Consider the following 16,669-nt stretch of genomic DNA (forward strand, 5'->3'; position numbering starts at 1 on the left):
CCACGCAATGGCCGTATCTGTCTCGGAAAAGGAACCCTGCTGTTCCATGTGGGGAACCCAGCATGGTTAATTGATTGTTAACCATGAAAATTACACCCTGTAGGTGCGATGGGGGCGCAATGCACTGATTCTCTTCGGGGAGATTCGTGTGAGCGATCGCAATATTCGGTTTTCGATTCTTTTGCTCGTCGCGGCCGGCTGGATCCTCCTGCATCCTTCCGGCGCGCTTGCGGCTTGCTCGCTGGCAGGCAACACCTACACCTGCACGGATACAACGACTTCCTCGACCGCAATTGGCGTCGGCGGCGGCAGATCCGACAACGGCAAAACACTTAATGTCGATCCCGGCGCGACGATTTCGACCACCAACTTCAGCGCGATCAGCCTTGGCAACAACAACACGATCAATGTCGGGGCGAATGCGCAGGTTACCACGACATCAAGTGGAGACACTATCGCGGGTGGCGGCTTCGGCACCGGCCCTAACACCATCGAAGCCGGCGCGAACAGCCAGATCAATATCGGCTCGGGCGCAACCGTCTCCGCGACCGGCGGCAACCCGAATGCCGAAGCCATCAACGTTCATGGCTTCGGCAACACCATCATCAACAACGGAACGATATTCACCAACAACAGCTCGGCGATCTTCCTGCAAAACGACTCATCCATTGGCGGAAGCAACATCAACGTTCCAGGCCGCGGCACTTTCAGCAATGTAATCGAGAATTTCGGCACCATCATCGCGGCAGCAGGGCCGAACTCGGCACGGATCCAACAGGCCATCGGTGTAACACCGGGCACGAACAACAACGTCTATTTCCTCAACGAACAAAATGCTGTGGTCGACGGTAACCTCAGCCTGGCCGGCGGCAACGACACGGTGGAGCTGCTTCCAGGTTCATCGGTGACCGGCAATCTCGACGGCGGCGGCGGTACCAACACGTTGATTCTGAATGCGTCGACAAGCAATCCCGATGGCGAAATCGACGGCCAGGTGAATAATTTCGAGATCATCAACAAGGTCGGGAACGGCGCATGGCTGATCACCGGCGACATCATCAATACGGGCGGCGCGGTAGCTGTCGACGTCCAAGACGGCCGGCTCATTCTGACCAGCAACAACCAAAGCTTCAACGGCACCATGACAGTCGACCCGGCCGGCACGTTGCAGCTCGGCAATGGCGGAACGTCGGGCAACCTCAACAGCAATATCCTCGACAACGGTACTGTCGCTTTTGATCGTTCGGACGCCATCACGTTCAGCAACGTCATCAGCGGCAGCGGCAGCGTCGAACAGAACGGCACCGGCACGACCACGTTGACGGCCGTCAATACCTATTCAGGCGGCACCTTCGTCAACACCGGCACGCTGGTGGTCGGCGATGCAGATCACACCAGCGCCGCGCTGGCCGGCGGCGGTCCCGTTGCCGTCGCCACCGGGGCCACGCTCACCGGCTACGGAAGCATCACCGGGAACGTCACCAACAACGGCACCATGGGCGTCGCCAACGCGCTGCCCGCCTTCAACAGCGGCCCGAGCGGCGACTTCACCATCAATGGCAATCTAACCAACAACGGCATGATCCATATCGGCGGCGGCGGCAATGCGCCCGTCAACCAGCTCGTCGTCAACGGCAATTACGTCGGCAATAACGGCACGATCTATCTCAACACCTTTCTCGGCAGCGACAACTCGCCTTCCGACAAGCTCGTGATCAGTGGCGGAACGGCATCCGGCACCACCTTGCTGCATATCACCAATGTAGGCGGCACCGGCGCGGCAACGTCATCGAACGGCATTCTCGTGGTCTCGACAATCAATGGCGCCACGACCGCGCCGAATGCGTTCGCTCTGGAAGGTGAGGTGCGCGGCGGCGCCTTCGACTACGCGCTGCAACAAGGCGGAAACGGGCTCACGCGCGCTTTTTTGCAGGACTGGTTTCTGCGCAACGAATTTATTGTGCCGGGATCACCTGGACCTCCAGCGCCTCCGGGGCCGGATTTTCCGGTCGATCCGCCTTCCGCCGTGTTGCCGCCTGGAGACTATCCGATCATTGGTCCTGAACTCGCGACCTACGGCGTGGTTCAGCCGATGGCGCGGCAATTGGGAACCTCGGTTCTGGGCACGCTGCATGAGCGCAGGGGCGACACCTTGCTGGATACGCCTTGCGCGGCAGACAGCAACGATCCGCAACCCCGCAACCATTCCGAGACATCGCATTCCGGCTGCACCGGCAACGGCTGGGGATCTTCGCCGACATGGGGGCGCGTGCTGGGCCAACAGATCGACAATCACTATCACGCATTTGCTGATCCGCGCGCCTCCGGCCAGATCCTGGGCTTCCAGTCCGGCATCGACCTGTGGAGGGGCTCTCTCCTGCCCGGACACCAGGATGTCGCCGGAATTTATTTCAGCTACGCCAATGCCGACGCCGATGTCTCCGGCCTCGTCGCCGACGTCACCCGTCTCACTTACGTCCTGGAGCACACCGGCCATCTCAACCTCGACGCCTGGTCGGGCGGCGCCTACTGGACTCACTACGGTCCGGGCGGCTGGTATTTCGATGCGGTGACACAGTTCACCCGTTACGATTCCACCGCCAGCACGCAATTCGCCAACCTCGACACGATGGGCAACGGCTTCATCGGTTCGCTGGAGACCGGCTATCCCATCGCGTTGCCGATGCTCGGTCCCGGCTTCGTGCTTGAACCGCAAGCGCAGATTCTCTGGCAGCGTGTGCAGTTCAACGACGGCAATGACGGCCTCGGCGACGTGGCGCTGGGCACCACGGATGGCGCGACAAGCCGTCTCGGACTCCGCGGGCGATGGACCTTCACGACCGATCAGGGCCAGCAATGGCAACCCTATGTGCGCGTGAACTACTGGCAGGATTGGGGCGCGCGGGAAACGACGGTCTATTCAGGTGTCGACACGGTGCCCCTGCTCGAACAGGCCAGCCGCGTGCAGGTCGGTGGCGGCGTGACCGCCAGGATCAACGCCGGTCTCACTCTTTATGCCAATGCCGATTATCAATTCGAGGTCGGTCAATCCGACGGCACAAGGCGCAACGGTGTCGATGCGACCGCCGGCGTGTCCTTCAAGTGGTGAGAAACGATCCGCTTGGCGAAACGGACACCGACGTGAGCTGCGCGCTCACGCCGATTTGCGCACGGCGTTGTCGACCAGCGTCTTGCCCAGCGACCAGATCGCGCCCGGAACCTTGTGACTGGATGCGATGACGGTATCGAACGCCGTCTCGATCCACTTGCAATCCTCCTCGGTGATGTTCAGCGACGGCAACAGCTTGATGGTGTGGCTGCCATGCCCCGAAACCTGGGTCAGGATCTTGTGATCCTTGAACAAGGGCACCGTGATGAGCTGGCAGAACAGGCCCTTGCTGGCGCTCTCCAGGACGTTCCACGATGCTTTCAGCCGCAGCGATTTCGGCGGACCGAATTCGACGCCGATCATCAGCCCCTTGCCGCGAACTTCCTTCAGCAGTTCATAGCCGGGAATCAGGCGCATCAAGGCCAGCTTCAGCTCCGCGCCGCGCTTGGCGGCGGCCTCGACCAGTTTTTCGGACTCGATCACCTCGAGCGTGGCGATGCCGGCCGCCATCGCCATGTCGTTTTTCGCAAATGTCGATCCATGCACGACGGCACGGTCCATCCGGTTGAAGATCTTGTCGAAGATGTGCTTGCGGGTCAGCAGCGCGCCGACCGGCACGTGACCGCCGGACAAGGCCTTGGAGAGCAGCACGATGTCGGGCTCGACATTCCAGTGCTCGACCGCAAGGAATCGCCCGGTGCGGCCCATGCCGGTCTGGATCTCGTCGGCGACGAACAAGGTGCCGTATTTGCGGCAGAGCGCCGCCGCACCCGGCAAGAACTCGTCCGAGGGAATGTTGACGCCCTTGCCCTGGATCGGCTCGACGATGAAGGCTGCGATCTGGCGCGACGACAGCGCCCGCTCCAGCGCGTCGAGATCGTTAAAAGGGACCGACGTACACCCCGGCAACAGCGGCTCGAATCCGCCACGGAAATTGGCGTCGTCGGTGAGCGACAGCGCACCGTAGGTCAGCCCGTGATAGGAGTGGGCGCAGTGAACGATGCCCGGCCGGCCGGTGGCGCCGCGGGCGAATTTGATCGCCGCTTCGACACATTCCGCCCCGGAATTCGCGAAAAACACCTTGTCCAGATATGGGACATGCTTGAGCAGGCGTTCCGCCAGCACGCCCGCCAGCGTCGAAACGTCGAGCTGCACCAGATTCGGCAGATCGCTGTCGAGCACGCTTTTCAGCGCGGTGCGCAGCGCCGGGTGATTGCGGCCGATCGCAAAAACGCCAAAACCGCTCAGCAGGTCGAGATAGCGGCTACCGTCGCGATCATAAAGGTACTGGCCTTGTCCCTTCTGAAACCCGACGTCATAACCGATCGTCTTCAGAACCCGAACGAGTTGCTCGTTCAGGTGTTGCGTATGCATGGAACTCCGCTGCGACTGGCGGTCCACAAACATCTCGGAAACGTCTAGATTTGAATATAGCATCGGTTACATACGTCGGTTGAAGGCCATTTCGTCAACTGAAAACACGCAATGCGGCGTTTTGGCCTCGACTGGACCATCCCCTGAGCACAGGTTTTAGCGAATGTTGCACTGCCCGCGAAACATCGTCCGTACAGTAACATACTCTGGAATATTTTTGGCAACAGGCATTGCATCGGCTTTGGCCGCAGATCCGACCGGCGACTGGAGAGTGGCGGACGGCGTCGCCAACATCCGGGTGGCGGAATGCAATGGCAGCATGTGGGGGGTGGTTGCGTGGGAGAAAACGCCGGGCGGCCATGACAAAAACAACCCCGACGCCTCGAAGCAGAGCCGGCCAACGCTGGGAATGCCGATCCTGCTCAACATGAAGAAAAAGCCCGGCGCCGACGAGTGGGAAGGCCAAGTCTACAACGCCAAGGACGGACAGACCTATAGTTCCACCATCAAGCCGGCCAGCCCCGACCAGCTTGAAATTCAGGGCTGCGTGCTGGGCTTCCTGTGCGGCGGCGAGACATGGACCCGCGTCGCCGGTCCGATTCCGAGCAGCCCGGCCAACAGCATGGCCAAGGGAACGACCAAGGGTTCGCCAAAGGCCGCGGCGGCGGCCCCGCCGAAGACCACCGGAGCCGCAAACCCGGCTGCGGATCAGAAAACAGCGACCGCGGCACGCCCGAACGATCCGGTAGGCGATATCTGCCTAATCCCCGACATCGCGCGGTTTGCCCATTAGCGCCGGCTGAAACAGCAAGACCGCGGCGAGCGTCGTAACCAGCGACAGCGCCAGCAGCTTGCCCATGCTTGCGGTGCCCGGATGGCTCGACAGCCAAAGGCTGCCGAACGCCGTGGCCGTGGTCAGCGCGCTAAAAAAGATCGCGCGTGTCAGGCTCGATTGCAGCAGATTCGTTCTACCCGCGCGCCAAGCCGTCACATAATAGATCTTGAAGGCGACGCCGACACCGAGCAGCAGCGGCAGCGCAACGATATTGGCGAAGTTGAGCGGTAATCCGATCAACACGCAGATTTCCAGCGTCACCGCCCCCGCCACCAACAGCGGAACAAGCGTCAGCAGCACGTCGGTGATTCGCCGCAGCGCCAGCCAGAGCAGAAGGCTGATCACGATCAGCGCGCATAAACCGGCGTCAATGAATGCCCGCACGATGGTTTCGCCGGATTTGAGGATCGACACCGGTCCGCCGATCGCGGTCGGCTCGGCATCCAGAACGGCGCTGGCAAATTTGCGCAGCGTATCGTTGTCGTTGGGATCGCCGCGCGGCAGCGCCTCGACGCGCTGCAAGCCGTCCTTGGTTTTCCAGGTCCGGACCAGGTCGGGCGGCAGCGTCTTCAGGCTGACGGGCTGCGCCTGCAACGAGTTCTTGAGCTGCTCCAACTCGATTTTCAGCGGCACGACGAAGATGGCCTGGACCTTGTCCCGCATCGCCTGGTCAGATTCGGCGAGCTTCCCCAGCGCATCGGCCAGCCGCCGTGACGCCACGGCGCCCGGCCCCTGGCCGTCGCCGGCGGTTTTCCGCAAGCTCTCGGCCGATTCCTTCAAGGAATCGATATTCTCCTGGTCCGACGGCGGAGCATCGATCGAGTCCGGGTTGAGCGCCGGATTGAGGATCCTGGCGCCCTCGGCGATCAATTTCAGCTTTGCCGGCTGATCCTCGGGCACGAAACTCTCCAGCGACATGACGCTGAGCACTTCCGGCACCTTTTCCAGCCGGGCCTGAATTTTTCGGGCATCTTCATCCGAATTCGTCAGCACGTTGATCGCATTCGCGCCGGTATTGGGGTCTTTCCTCAAATCGAGATAGGTCGCGATCGATTCAACCTTGGGGCTGCGCAAATTGATCGGATTGAAGTCGAAGCGCAGGAAATAAAGCAGCGGCAGGCCCGCCACCGCGACCAGAAGGGTGCCGACGATGATGATCACGCGATGCTTTTCGAGGAAATGGTCGAGCGGCGCCAGGAACGCATAGCCGACCGGCTCTTTTTCCCCCGGAGGATTGAGCAGGCACAACAAGGCCGGCAGCACCGTGATGCTGGTGACGAACGCAACGAACATGCCCACGCCGGCGATCTCGCCGAGTTCGGAGACGCCTTCGTAGTCGGTCGGCAGAAACGACAGGAATCCGGCTGCCGTGGCCATCGCGGCCAGCGAAAGCGGGATCGCGACATATCCGGCCGCCTTGGCCAGCGCGGCGCGCAGATCGTCGTCCTTGAAGCGCTCCGAGCGGTAGCGGACGCTGAACTGAATGCCGAAATCCACGCCCAGCCCGACGAACAGAACGGCGAACGCGACCGAAAGCAGGTTGAGCGATCCCACCATCATCAGCCCGAGCGCGGTGGTGATCGAAAGGCCGATGAACAGATTCACGAACACGGCGAAGATGATCTTCGGCGAACGCAGCGCCATCCAGAGAATGAACAGCACCACGATCACGGTGCCGATCCCGTTGACGACCGCGCCGTCCTGGACGGTCGCGAATTCCTCGTCGGACATCGGGACCGGTCCGGTCAGCCTGACCCGCGCGCCATACTGGCCGGCAAGATCGAGATCCTTGGCGGCCTGCCGGATCGCATCGGAGGCATCCTTGCCGGGCTCGAGCGCGTTGAAGTCGAGGATCGGCTTGAACTCGATGAAGGACCGGCGGTCGGAGTCGGTCAAAGGCTTGTCGGCGATGAGTTCGCGCCACGAGAACGTCGCGGTGCCGGTTTTCAGCGCATCCTCCACCGTCTTCGCGACCTCGTTGAACGGCCGCGCGGTGCTGTCCAGCTTGATCTGCCCGCGCTTGACGCCGGTAAGCCCGGTCTCCAGCGCGCCGGTCAGGCCCCGGATCGAGGGGTCTCCGGCCATGATCTCGATCAGTGGCGCGGCGGACGAAAACTGGCCGGTCAGTTCGCGGACTTCGGCCTCGGGCAGGAACAACAGCCCGTTCTTTTCAAAGAATTCGCCTGAACCGAGCGCCTGCATCGACGAAAAATGCTTGCTGTCGCCGGCCAGCTTCTGCTCGAGCGCGACACTGGCCGCGCCTGCAAATTCCGGCGTCGGCGCGTCGACAACGGCGAGAATCGTGCTGTCACGGTCGAAGGCGTGGTCGAATTGATTATCGCGCTGGCGCCAGTCCAGCTTCGAGGAGATCAGCGTATTGATGTCGGTATTGATCGAGAAATTTTGGGCCGTGTAAAAACCCGCGGCGACCGCAAGGATCAGCGCGACGAGAACAGCGACAGTGGCAAACCGCGTGCATGCTTCAACAACCCTTACAACAATACTTGTCAGCACATCTCTTCTTTCTAATTTCAGGGGGGTCTAATTCAGGGTTTGCCTCAAATGCCCGCTGTCCAGAGCCTTTTCGGCTCCGATCAAATCAGAACCGCGGCTCACCTCTTTATGTTTTGACGCGTTATTCTGCACGCGAACCGGAAGCCACCCCGCTATCCAAGTCCGGGGCTGGCTTTCGCCCGAAAACGCTGTAGCGGAGTTCCTCCGGCCGATCTAACGTTGTTTTGGGTGTTTTTGCCGCGGGCGCGCGAATGGTTAGCGTAGGATTCGCCTTAATCTTGCCCGGCGCGGGTATAATTCCGATCGTCTCATAGTAAAGTGACGAACAAGTGAGGGTAACGCGGGTTCCCGTCACGATTTCTCCATACTATGCTACCTATTTCCATCAACCAAGCTGGTCCTTTTTTGCGATCCGGCTTTCCTAAATGATCGTTTTTTGACACAAACCGCTGCGCTTCCATGCGCTTAGAACCGGAATGGATGCAAATTATGGCGCGGACATTGCAACGATCCAGGCGGCGCGGAGATACGACAATGAGGCTGGTGCAACTTGCGTAACGGGCATCCGATGGAAGTGTATCTGGCGCAGCCCCGCGGATTTTGTGCGGGCGTCGTGCGCGCGATCGAGATCGTCGAGCGCGCGCTCGAGAAGTATGGGCCGCCCGTCTATGTGCGCCATGAGATCGTGCATAACAAATACGTGGTCGAAAGCCTGAAAAACAAAGGCGCCATCTTCGTCGAGGATTTGTCGGAAGTGCCGCCCCGCGCGGTCACCGTCTTCAGCGCCCACGGCGTGGCCCGGAGCGTGGAGGAGGAAGCCTCCGCGCGCGGCCTGCCGGTGCTCAACGCGACCTGCCCGCTGGTCACCAAGGTCCACAACCAGGGCAAGCGCTATATGTCGAAAGGCCGGGCTCTGGTCCTGATCGGGCATGCCGGCCATCCCGAGGTCGAGGGAACCATGGGTCAGGTTCCCGGCCCCGTGCTGCTGGTCCAGAACGTCGACGACGTCGCGGCGTTGACCCTGCCGGCGGATACGCCGGTGGCCTACATCACCCAGACCACGCTCAGCGTGGACGACACCAAGGACATCATTGTTGCGCTCCAGCAACGGTTTACAGATATTCAAGGCCCGGACATCCGGGATATCTGCTATGCGACACAGAACCGACAATCTGCGGTAAGAGATCTTAGCAAGCTGGTGGATGTCATTCTGGTGGTGGGCGCCGCCAATAGTTCCAATTCGAACAGGCTCCGCGAAATCGGCACCGAGGCCGGCGTCGCGAGTTATCTGATCGCGGACGGAAGCGAGCTGAACCCGGAATGGCTGAAGGATGCGAAGGCCGTCGGTATTACCGCAGGTGCCTCGGCGCCGGAAGTTTTAGTCGACGATGTAATCGAGGCGTTGCGGCGGATCGGACCGGTCAAGGTATCCGTACTTCCCGGCCGGGAAGAAAACATCGAGTTCAGGCTTCCGGCTGAGTTGACGTCAGGCGAGTCAGCTCTCCAACAAATCTAGCAAGAATCAAATCCAGAAAGAAAACCCGTAATGGCAATACCGTTCTTCAAGGAAATGCGTATCGGCGGCTATCTGCTCAAGCAGAAGATGCTGGGCCGGAAACGCTATCCGCTGGTGCTGATGCTCGAGCCGCTGTTTCGCTGCAACCTTGCCTGCGTCGGCTGCGGCAAGATCGACTATCCCGACGCGATCCTCAATCGCCGCATGACGGCGCAGGAATGCTGGGACGCCGCCGACGAATGCGGCGCGCCGATGGTGGCGATCCCCGGCGGCGAACCGCTGATCCACAAGGAAATCGGCGAGATCGTGCGCGGCCTGGTGGCGCGCAAGAAATTCGTGTCGCTATGCACCAATGCGCTGCTGCTGGAAAAGAAGCTCGATCTGTTCGAGCCCTCGCCCTATCTGTTCTTCTCGGTGCATCTCGATGGCCTGAAGGATCATCACGACAAGGCGGTGTCGCAGAAGGGCGTGTTCGATCGCGCCGTCTCCGCGATCAAGGCCGCCAAGGCCCGCGGCTTCACCGTCAATGTCAACGCCACGATCTTCGACGGACATCCGGCGGAAGAAATCGCCAAGTTCCTCGATCTCACCACCGAACTCGGGGTCGGCGTTTCGATGTCGCCGGGCTACGCCTATGAGCGCGCGCCCGACCAGGAGCACTTCCTCAACCGGACCAAGACCAAGAAGCTGTTCCGCGACGTGTTTGCGCTGGGCAAGGGCAAGAAGTGGAATTTCATGCATTCCGGCCTGTTCCTGGACTTCCTCGCCGGCAACCAGAACTATGAATGCACCCCCTGGGGCATGCCGGCGCGCAATATCTTCGGCTGGCAGAAGCCCTGCTATCTGCTCGGCGAAGGCTATGCCAAGACCTTCAAGGAATTGATGGAAACCACGGACTGGGAGACCTACGGCACCGGCAAGTACGAAAAATGCGCCGACTGCATGGCGCATTGCGGCTATGAGCCGACCGCGGCCAGCGCGGCCTTCGCCAATCCGCTGAAGGCGATGTGGGTGGCGCTGCGTGGCGTCAGGACTTCGGGCCCGATGGCGCCCGAGATCGATCTCTCAAAGCAGCGTCCGGCGCAGTATATTTTCTCGGAAGAGGTTCAGAAGCGGCTCTCGGATATCCGCCGCGACGAGGCTCTCGCTGCCCAGCAGAAGGCGCAGCAAAAGGCTTCAACTGCCGCCTGAGCCCTATCGTTTAAGCGATTGGCTCGTTTAAGCGATTGGCGCTCAAGGGTTTGAGCCCAAGACGAAGACAGACAAAAGCGGCGCGAAATGATTTCGCGCCGCTTTTGTCTGTCGTCATTTCGAAATGGAAATAGAACCTCGACCTTGTCAGAGATCCGCCGCGACGAGGCCCTCGCTGCCCAGCAGAAGGCTGCGACAGCCGCGCAGGCTGCGCAGCGCCCGATTGAAATCGATTCCGGTCGAGACCAGCGAGCGCAGCGCCAGCGGGTTGCGCGCCACGCCGCGCAGCACCAGGCGCAGATCGATATCGCCGTTCGGCTTGATCGCGTTCCTCGCCAGCGCCGGCAGAGCGCGGTTGGCGGGGTCGCTGATGACGCGCAGGGCCGCGAATGGCAGGCCTGCCTCGGTGGCGTAGGCCGCGGCGATATGGCTTTCCATATCGACGGCCGCAGCGCCCGTTTCCGACCACAGCGCGGCCTTCTTGGAGATGCCGGCGACAACCTGCTCGACCCCGGCCAGCCCCCCCCGGACGACGCGCCGGCGGCCCAACGTCGCATTGGCGATCAACTCATTGTTCAGCGCTGAACCCGCCAGCCAGCGCGTGTCGCCGGCCATGACTTCGGTCGCCACCACGATATCGCCGGATTTAAGCGTAGGATCGAGGCCGCCGGCGACGCCAAAGCTGATGACGCCCCGAAAGGTGGATGAATCGAGCGTCGCAAGCAGCGACCGCAATTGACCGGGATCGCTACTGCTGCAGATGACGATCATGCCCGGGCCGGCCGCGATGCGCGCTTCCTGCACCAGACCTGTCACGATCAATACGGGCCGCGGGTCAATGGCCTGACCCGTGCTGACTTCGCCCCCGGTCCCCAAAATCACATCCCGACCCCTACCACCCTGCTATTCGTGCTGTTCAGGTTTCGATACCGCGCCAGCGCCCAAAGCGGGAAAAACTTCGCATATCCATGATAACGCAAATAAAATACCCGCGGGAAGCCTGTAGCGGTGTATCGCTGCTCGTCCCACAGTCCTTTTTCCGTCTGTGTGCCTTTTAGGTACTCCACCCCACGCCGGACGGCCGGGTTCTCAACCTCGCCGGCTGCCATCAGGGCAAGCAAAGCCCATGCCGTTTGCGAGGCCGTGGTGGGCGCCCCCTCAAATCCCTTGTAGTCGAGCCGGTAGCTGACCGCGTCCTCGCCCCAGCCGCCATCCGGATTCTGGATCGATAGCAGCCAATCGACAGCCTTGCGGATCATCGGGTCCTGGTGGTCGACGCCGGCTGCGTTGAGCGCGCACAGCACCGACCAGGTTCCATAGATGTAATTGAGCCCCCAGCGGCCGTACCACGATCCCTCCGCGAGCTGGGTCTGGCGCAAATAGTCGATGGCCGCGGCAACCGACTTGCTGGTCCGCGCGGTCTCGCCGAGCTGCGCCAGCATCGAAAGGCAGCGGGCGGTCACATCCTCGGTCGGCGGGTCGAGCAGCGCGCCATGGTCCGAGAACGGGATATTGTTGAGGTAATATTCGAGATTGTCGACGTCGAAGGCTCCCCAGCCGCCATTGCGGCTCTGCATGCCCTCGATCCATTCGCGGCCGCGGGCGATCGCGGCATCGTAATTGCCGCTGCCCGATTGGCGTCCGGCGCGGTCCATCGCCATCACCACGACGGCGGTGTCGTCGAGATCGGGATAATAAGCGTTGTTGTACTGGAACGCCCAGCCGCCGGGACGCGTGTTCGGGCTTTTGACGGCCCAGTCGCCCTTGACGTCCAGCACCTGCTTCGGCAGCAGCCAGTCGAGGCCCTGCTCGGCCCGCGACACCGCCTGGTCGCTGCCGGCCTCAAGCAGCGCGTGGCAGGTCAACGCGGTATCCCAGATCGGCGACACGCAGGGCTGGCAATAGGCCTCGTGCTCGCCGATCACCAGCAGCCTGTCGAGCCCGCGCCGCGTGACCGCGCGCGACGGGTAGTCCGCCGGCTTGCCGAGCGCGTCATACATCATCACCGCATTGGCCATCGGCGGGAAGATCGCGCCGAGGCCGTCCTCGCCGTTCAGGCGCTCCTCGATAAAGCCGACGGCGCTGTCGATCGCGCGCTGGCGCAGCTTCTTCGGAATGAACGGCTCGACCACCCGCAACACGGCATCGATCCCGCGAAACAGCAGAAACCAGGCCCAGCTCTGGTGCGGCGCCTTCGCCGTCATGCCGATGGTTTTCGGGTCCTGCAGAAACAACTCGTCGATGCCGACGCCCTTGGGATTCTTCGCGCGCGGCTTCAAGGCGGCCAGCACCAATAACGGCACCATCGTGGTCCGCGCCCAGTACGAGATCTTGTTGATGTGAAACGGCGACCACATCGGCAGCAACATGATCTCGACCGGCAAAACCGGCACACTTCGCCAGGTCGTCACGCCGAACATTGCCAGCATGAAGCGCGTGAACACGTTGCTGTTGATCGCGCCGCCGCGCGAATGGATCGCCTCGCGGGCGCGCACCATGTGCGGCGCGTCGACGGAATCGCCGATCATCTTGAGCGCGAAATACGCCTTCACGCTGGCGCTCATGTCGAAGGCGCCCTCGTGAACCAGCGGCCAGCCGCCATGCGCGCCCTGGATCCGTCGCAGGTAATTGGCGATCTTGTGTTCCAGTTCGGCGTCGACCGGCTCGGCCAGATAATGGCGGAGCAGCACATATTCCGCCGGGATGGTGCAATCGGCTTCCAGCTCGAACACCCAGTGCCCGTCGGGCTGGCGATAGTCGAGCAGCGCATGCGTCGCCGATGCGATGCTCGCTTCCAGGGCCGCGTCGGTCGCGGCCCCCATCGTGCTATTGCCGGAATGCATCTCGCTCGACATCTCCATTACGTCCTAACCCGGTTTCATCAGAATCCGCTTGATCTCCCGATCAGCCTCGCCGCCAATCAGCCTCGATGCCAATCAGTCTTGACATTAATCAGCCTTGCCGCATGGCAAGGACAAGGTCGGCGGCGCGGTCGCCCGACCGCACCGATCCTTCAATGGTGGCCGGCAACCCGGTAGCAGTCCAGTCGCCGGCGAGAAACAGGTTTTTCCACTGGGTGACCGGCCCTGGGCGCAGTGCGTTCTGCTCCGGCGTGGCCTCGAATGTCGCGCGGCGCTCGCGGACGATCTGCCAGGGCGGCAGTTCCCCTCCGACGCCGGCGGCCTTGCAGATATCGCTCCAGATCGCCTGCGCGAGTTCCTCGCGCGGCATATCGACCAGCCGGTCGCCATTGCTGATGGTGACCGAGAGCCGCTGCGGAAACGCGAACAGCCACTCGACCAGTCCGCCGACGACGCCCACGATCGGCGGCGCATCTTTCGGCGGGTCGAAGCGGAAATGCGCGTTCACGATGGCGCGGAATTTCGACGGCGTTTTCAGGCCCGGCAACAGCGATGCCGCCGCGCGCGGCGGAACAGCCATCACGACCGCGTCATCGGGCCCCAGCGCAATGGCATCGGCGCCGAATTTCAATTCACTGATGCGGCCATCCGACATGCCGAACGCACGCAGTTCCTGCGAGAAGCGGATGCTGGCGCCGCCCTCCTGCAACAATTTGACCGCCGGTTCGATCAGGACCGCGCTCAGGCCCTCGCGCGCGATCAGCGGCCGACAGGCCTGTCCGCCCGCCAGCAGCGTTTCCCGCACCACCGCGCCCGCAAGCCCGGCCGAGCCTTCGGGCGGATCGACATTGAGCGCCGCCAGCAGCAGCGGCTGCACCAGCCGCTGGTAGAGCACGCCGTTGCACGGGATGGTGTTGCCGACCAGCCTGTCGGTCCCGGCCCAGATCAGCGGCATCAAGGCGAGATAGTCGCGCAGACCGGTATCGGGAACGCGGCGCGCCGCGTCGAACACCCAGAGCGGCAGCCGGCTGTCTCCAAGGTCGAGTTTCCAGCGCCGGCCCGTGGTCAGATCGACAAAGGGAAATTGCGCACGCGCTGGTCCCACCAGACCTGCCTCGGTGCCGATCGACCTGGCATAGGCGCGCGCATGGCGATTGCCGGAAAGCAGCAGGTGATTGCCGTTATCGATGGTCAGGCCGGTCGCGGCGTCGAAATACGACCGGCACCGGCCACCCGCCTGCTGGGTGGCCTCGTGGACATGCACCTTGTAATTCGCCTGCGCCAGCCGAACGGCGGCCGACAGGCCCGAAATTCCAGCGCCGATGATATGGACGGTCTTTTGCATCAGATGAAAGCGTACCGAAAGACGATCGCCAGCTTGGCGAGCTTGTTGAGACGCACCGCCGGCCGCGGCAGCGCGAAGCCTCTCGCGACCAGCCGTTCGAGTATCGCTCGATAATATTTCGACATGATGCGCGGCGCTCGCACCACCCGCCGCGGATTCCGGCTCATGATTTCGTCGGCCTTTTCAAAATGACCGCGCGCACGCTCGACCAGCGACGCGCAGACCTTCGGCAGCGCCCGATCGGCCGCGACCTTGAGCGGGTCATCGCCGGTGATGCCGACATGCAGCAGGGTCTCGCGCGGCAGATAGAGGCGGCCGATGGCCGCGTCCTCATCGATATCGCGCAGGATGTTGGTCAATTGCAGTGCGCGACCGAGGTGATGCGCCAGCAGGATACCGTCATTTTCCGCAAGGCCGAACACCCGCACCGACAGCCGCCCGACCGCGCTCGCCACGCGGTCGCAATAGAGATCGAGCGTAGCGAGGTCGGGCGCCCGGATATCCTGCGGGATATCCATCTCCATGCCGTCGATGATGGCCAGAAAATCCTCGCGCTTCAGGTCGAAGCGGCGGACCGAGGCGACGTAATCCCACAACCGCGCCGGAGGGCGGCCCTGATACAGCGCATCGATATCGTCACGCCATTGCTGGATCGCGGCCAGCCGTTCCGGCCGCGGCCCCTCGGAATCGGCGATATCGTCGACCTGCCGGCAGAAGCTGTAGATCTGGAACATCGCCTCGCGCTGTTCGCGCGGCAGAATCCGCATCGCCGCATAGAACGAGCTGCCGGACGCGGTTGTCCCGTAATTCGCGTTGGCCGCCGCCGCCTCAAGCGTCATGCGCCGGCCGCGGGATTGGACACGGGCCGGCGTCCGACCGCGCGCCGCGCCATTTCGCCGGCCATGCCGCCGGCGCTGTAGGCCAGCAGTTCGAGCGGTCCCAGATGCACACGCTGGCTCAAGGGGTCGCGCAGCTTCAGAAGCCGGACGATCCTGTCGGCAAAACTCTGGATCACCGAAATCTCGAGCCCGAGCCGGAAATCCCTCACTTCGGCGCTCAGCGATTTGCTTTCGTCGAGCAGCGTCCCGGTCCGCACCGCGAGCGAATGCAGACATTGCAACAACGGCGCCGGCGCCCGCTCTTTTCCAAGATCCTCGACGTAAGCCCCGGCGGCGGCGAGCGCGTCCAGGGGAAGATAGACGCGGTTGAGATCCTTGTAGTCCTTGGCGCAGTCCTGGAGATGGTTGTTGATCTGCAAGCCGGCGCACAGCGCGTCGGAAGCCGCCCAGGTCGAAGTGCTTTCGCCGTGAACGTCGAGCATGAAACGCCCGACCGGCATCGCCGAATAGCGGCAATAATGAATCACTTCGTCCCAGTTCTCGTAGCGCAGCTTGGTCACGTCCATCCGGAACGCGGTCAGCACGTCGAGCGCATGGCGCGGCGGCATCGCGCGTTCCGCCAGCGCGCGGCGGAGGTTGACGGCTTCGGGCTGGCTGTCGCCCTGCCCGAGCAATTCGGCCTCGAGCAGATCGAGATAAGCGAGCTTGTCGCGCTCTCCCAGCGTCGCATGGTCGGCGATATCGTCGGCGGTCCTGACGAAATTGTAGAAGGCCAGGATCAGCGCCCGGTGACGCCGATGAATGATCCACGACGCGACGGGAAAATTCTCGTCGCGGTGAGTCTTGCCGGATCGCAATTCGCTCGCGGTGGTCATCGGGAACTAACTACATTCATCGGGTGGATTCGGGCGCAGCGGCAGTCCCGCGCATGCCAATGGACCGCAGGCCCCATATAGGGGAATACGCCGCCAAAACCAATGCCGTCTGCGATGGCCCACAGGGTTGAGCCCGAGACCTGGGCCTGTGACTTGAACCTGTGACTCGAGCCGTGTCCGAATGGCGCCGGTCCAAGAGCTCGCAGCTGC

11 protein-coding genes are annotated in these 16,669 nt (G+C 62.4%); 4 read left to right on the forward strand and 7 right to left on the reverse strand.

What is annotated here, in order from left to right; all coding sequences use genetic code 11:
- The first annotated feature begins 148 nt into the window (after window positions 1–148).
- Window positions 149–3,109 carry an autotransporter outer membrane beta-barrel domain-containing protein gene (locus tag HB630_RS07235; RefSeq protein ID WP_213771273.1) on the forward strand — a complete coding sequence of 987 codons (2,961 nt, stop codon included), beginning with the start codon at window positions 149–151 and terminating at the stop codon, window positions 3,107–3,109.
- A 45-nt stretch (window positions 3,110–3,154) separates the two neighbouring features.
- Here HB630_RS07235 and hpnO read toward each other — a convergent pair whose 3' ends face one another.
- Window positions 3,155–4,546: an aspartate aminotransferase family protein gene (gene hpnO / locus HB630_RS07240; RefSeq protein ID WP_213771275.1), complete on the reverse strand. Its 1,392-nt coding sequence runs from the start codon at window positions 4,544–4,546 to the stop codon at window positions 3,155–3,157.
- Window positions 4,547–4,646: 100 nt separating this feature from the next.
- On the opposite strand from hpnO, the gene HB630_RS07245 reads away from it, so the two are divergent.
- Window positions 4,647–5,276 carry a DUF2147 domain-containing protein gene (locus HB630_RS07245; protein ID WP_213771277.1) on the forward strand — a complete coding sequence of 210 codons (630 nt, stop codon included), beginning with the start codon at window positions 4,647–4,649 and terminating at the stop codon, window positions 5,274–5,276.
- Here the strand turns inward: HB630_RS07245 and HB630_RS07250 are convergent.
- A complete protein-coding gene (locus tag HB630_RS07250) occupies window positions 5,244–7,832 on the reverse strand; it encodes an MMPL family transporter (protein ID WP_213771279.1) in 2,589 nt (862 codons plus the stop codon). The two genes, HB630_RS07245 and HB630_RS07250, sit on opposite strands and share 33 nt — an antisense overlap.
- 568 nt (window positions 7,833–8,400) lie before the next feature.
- Between HB630_RS07250 and ispH the strand changes: the two genes are divergently transcribed.
- Together ispH and hpnH are read left to right on the forward strand one after the other, a co-directional pair.
- Window positions 8,401–9,348 carry a 4-hydroxy-3-methylbut-2-enyl diphosphate reductase gene (ispH, locus tag HB630_RS07255; RefSeq protein WP_213771281.1) on the forward strand — a complete coding sequence of 316 codons (948 nt, stop codon included), beginning with the start codon at window positions 8,401–8,403 and terminating at the stop codon, window positions 9,346–9,348.
- 30 nt (window positions 9,349–9,378) lie between these two features.
- The gene (gene hpnH, locus HB630_RS07260) at window positions 9,379–10,539 is read left to right on the forward strand and encodes an adenosyl-hopene transferase HpnH (RefSeq protein ID WP_213771282.1); all 1,161 of its coding nucleotides are present in this window, start codon (window positions 9,379–9,381) and stop codon (window positions 10,537–10,539) included.
- A gap of 147 nt (window positions 10,540–10,686) precedes the next feature.
- On the opposite strand, the gene HB630_RS07265 is transcribed toward hpnH, so the two are convergent.
- The 5 genes from HB630_RS07265 to hpnC all read right to left on the reverse strand — a co-directional run bounded on the left by HB630_RS07265 (window position 10,687) and on the right by hpnC (window position 16,459).
- On the reverse strand, window positions 10,687–11,421 hold the full coding sequence (locus HB630_RS07265; protein ID WP_213771284.1) for a phosphorylase: 735 nt from the start codon (window positions 11,419–11,421) through the stop codon (window positions 10,687–10,689).
- Window positions 11,418–13,382, reverse strand: coding sequence for a squalene--hopene cyclase (gene shc / locus HB630_RS07270; protein WP_213771903.1), 1,965 nt, complete (start codon window positions 13,380–13,382; stop codon window positions 11,418–11,420). The genes HB630_RS07265 and shc overlap by 4 nt, the downstream gene beginning before the upstream one ends.
- A 109-nt stretch (window positions 13,383–13,491) precedes the next feature.
- On the reverse strand, window positions 13,492–14,745 hold the full coding sequence (hpnE, locus tag HB630_RS07275; protein WP_213771286.1) for a hydroxysqualene dehydroxylase HpnE: 1,254 nt from the start codon (window positions 14,743–14,745) through the stop codon (window positions 13,492–13,494).
- A complete protein-coding gene (hpnD, locus tag HB630_RS07280) occupies window positions 14,745–15,584 on the reverse strand; it encodes a presqualene diphosphate synthase HpnD (RefSeq protein WP_213771288.1) in 840 nt (279 codons plus the stop codon). The genes hpnE and hpnD overlap by 1 nt, the downstream gene beginning before the upstream one ends.
- Window positions 15,581–16,459 (reverse strand): squalene synthase HpnC, encoded by an 879-nt coding sequence (hpnC, locus tag HB630_RS07285; RefSeq protein WP_213771290.1) that lies wholly within the window; start codon window positions 16,457–16,459, stop codon window positions 15,581–15,583. Before hpnC ends, hpnD begins: the two co-directional genes overlap by 4 nt.
- Between the last annotated feature and the right edge of the window lie 210 nt (window positions 16,460–16,669).

The sequence above is a fragment of the Bradyrhizobium sp. dw_78 genome (assembly GCF_018449525.1).
Taxonomy (GTDB): domain Bacteria; phylum Pseudomonadota; class Alphaproteobacteria; order Rhizobiales; family Xanthobacteraceae; genus Bradyrhizobium.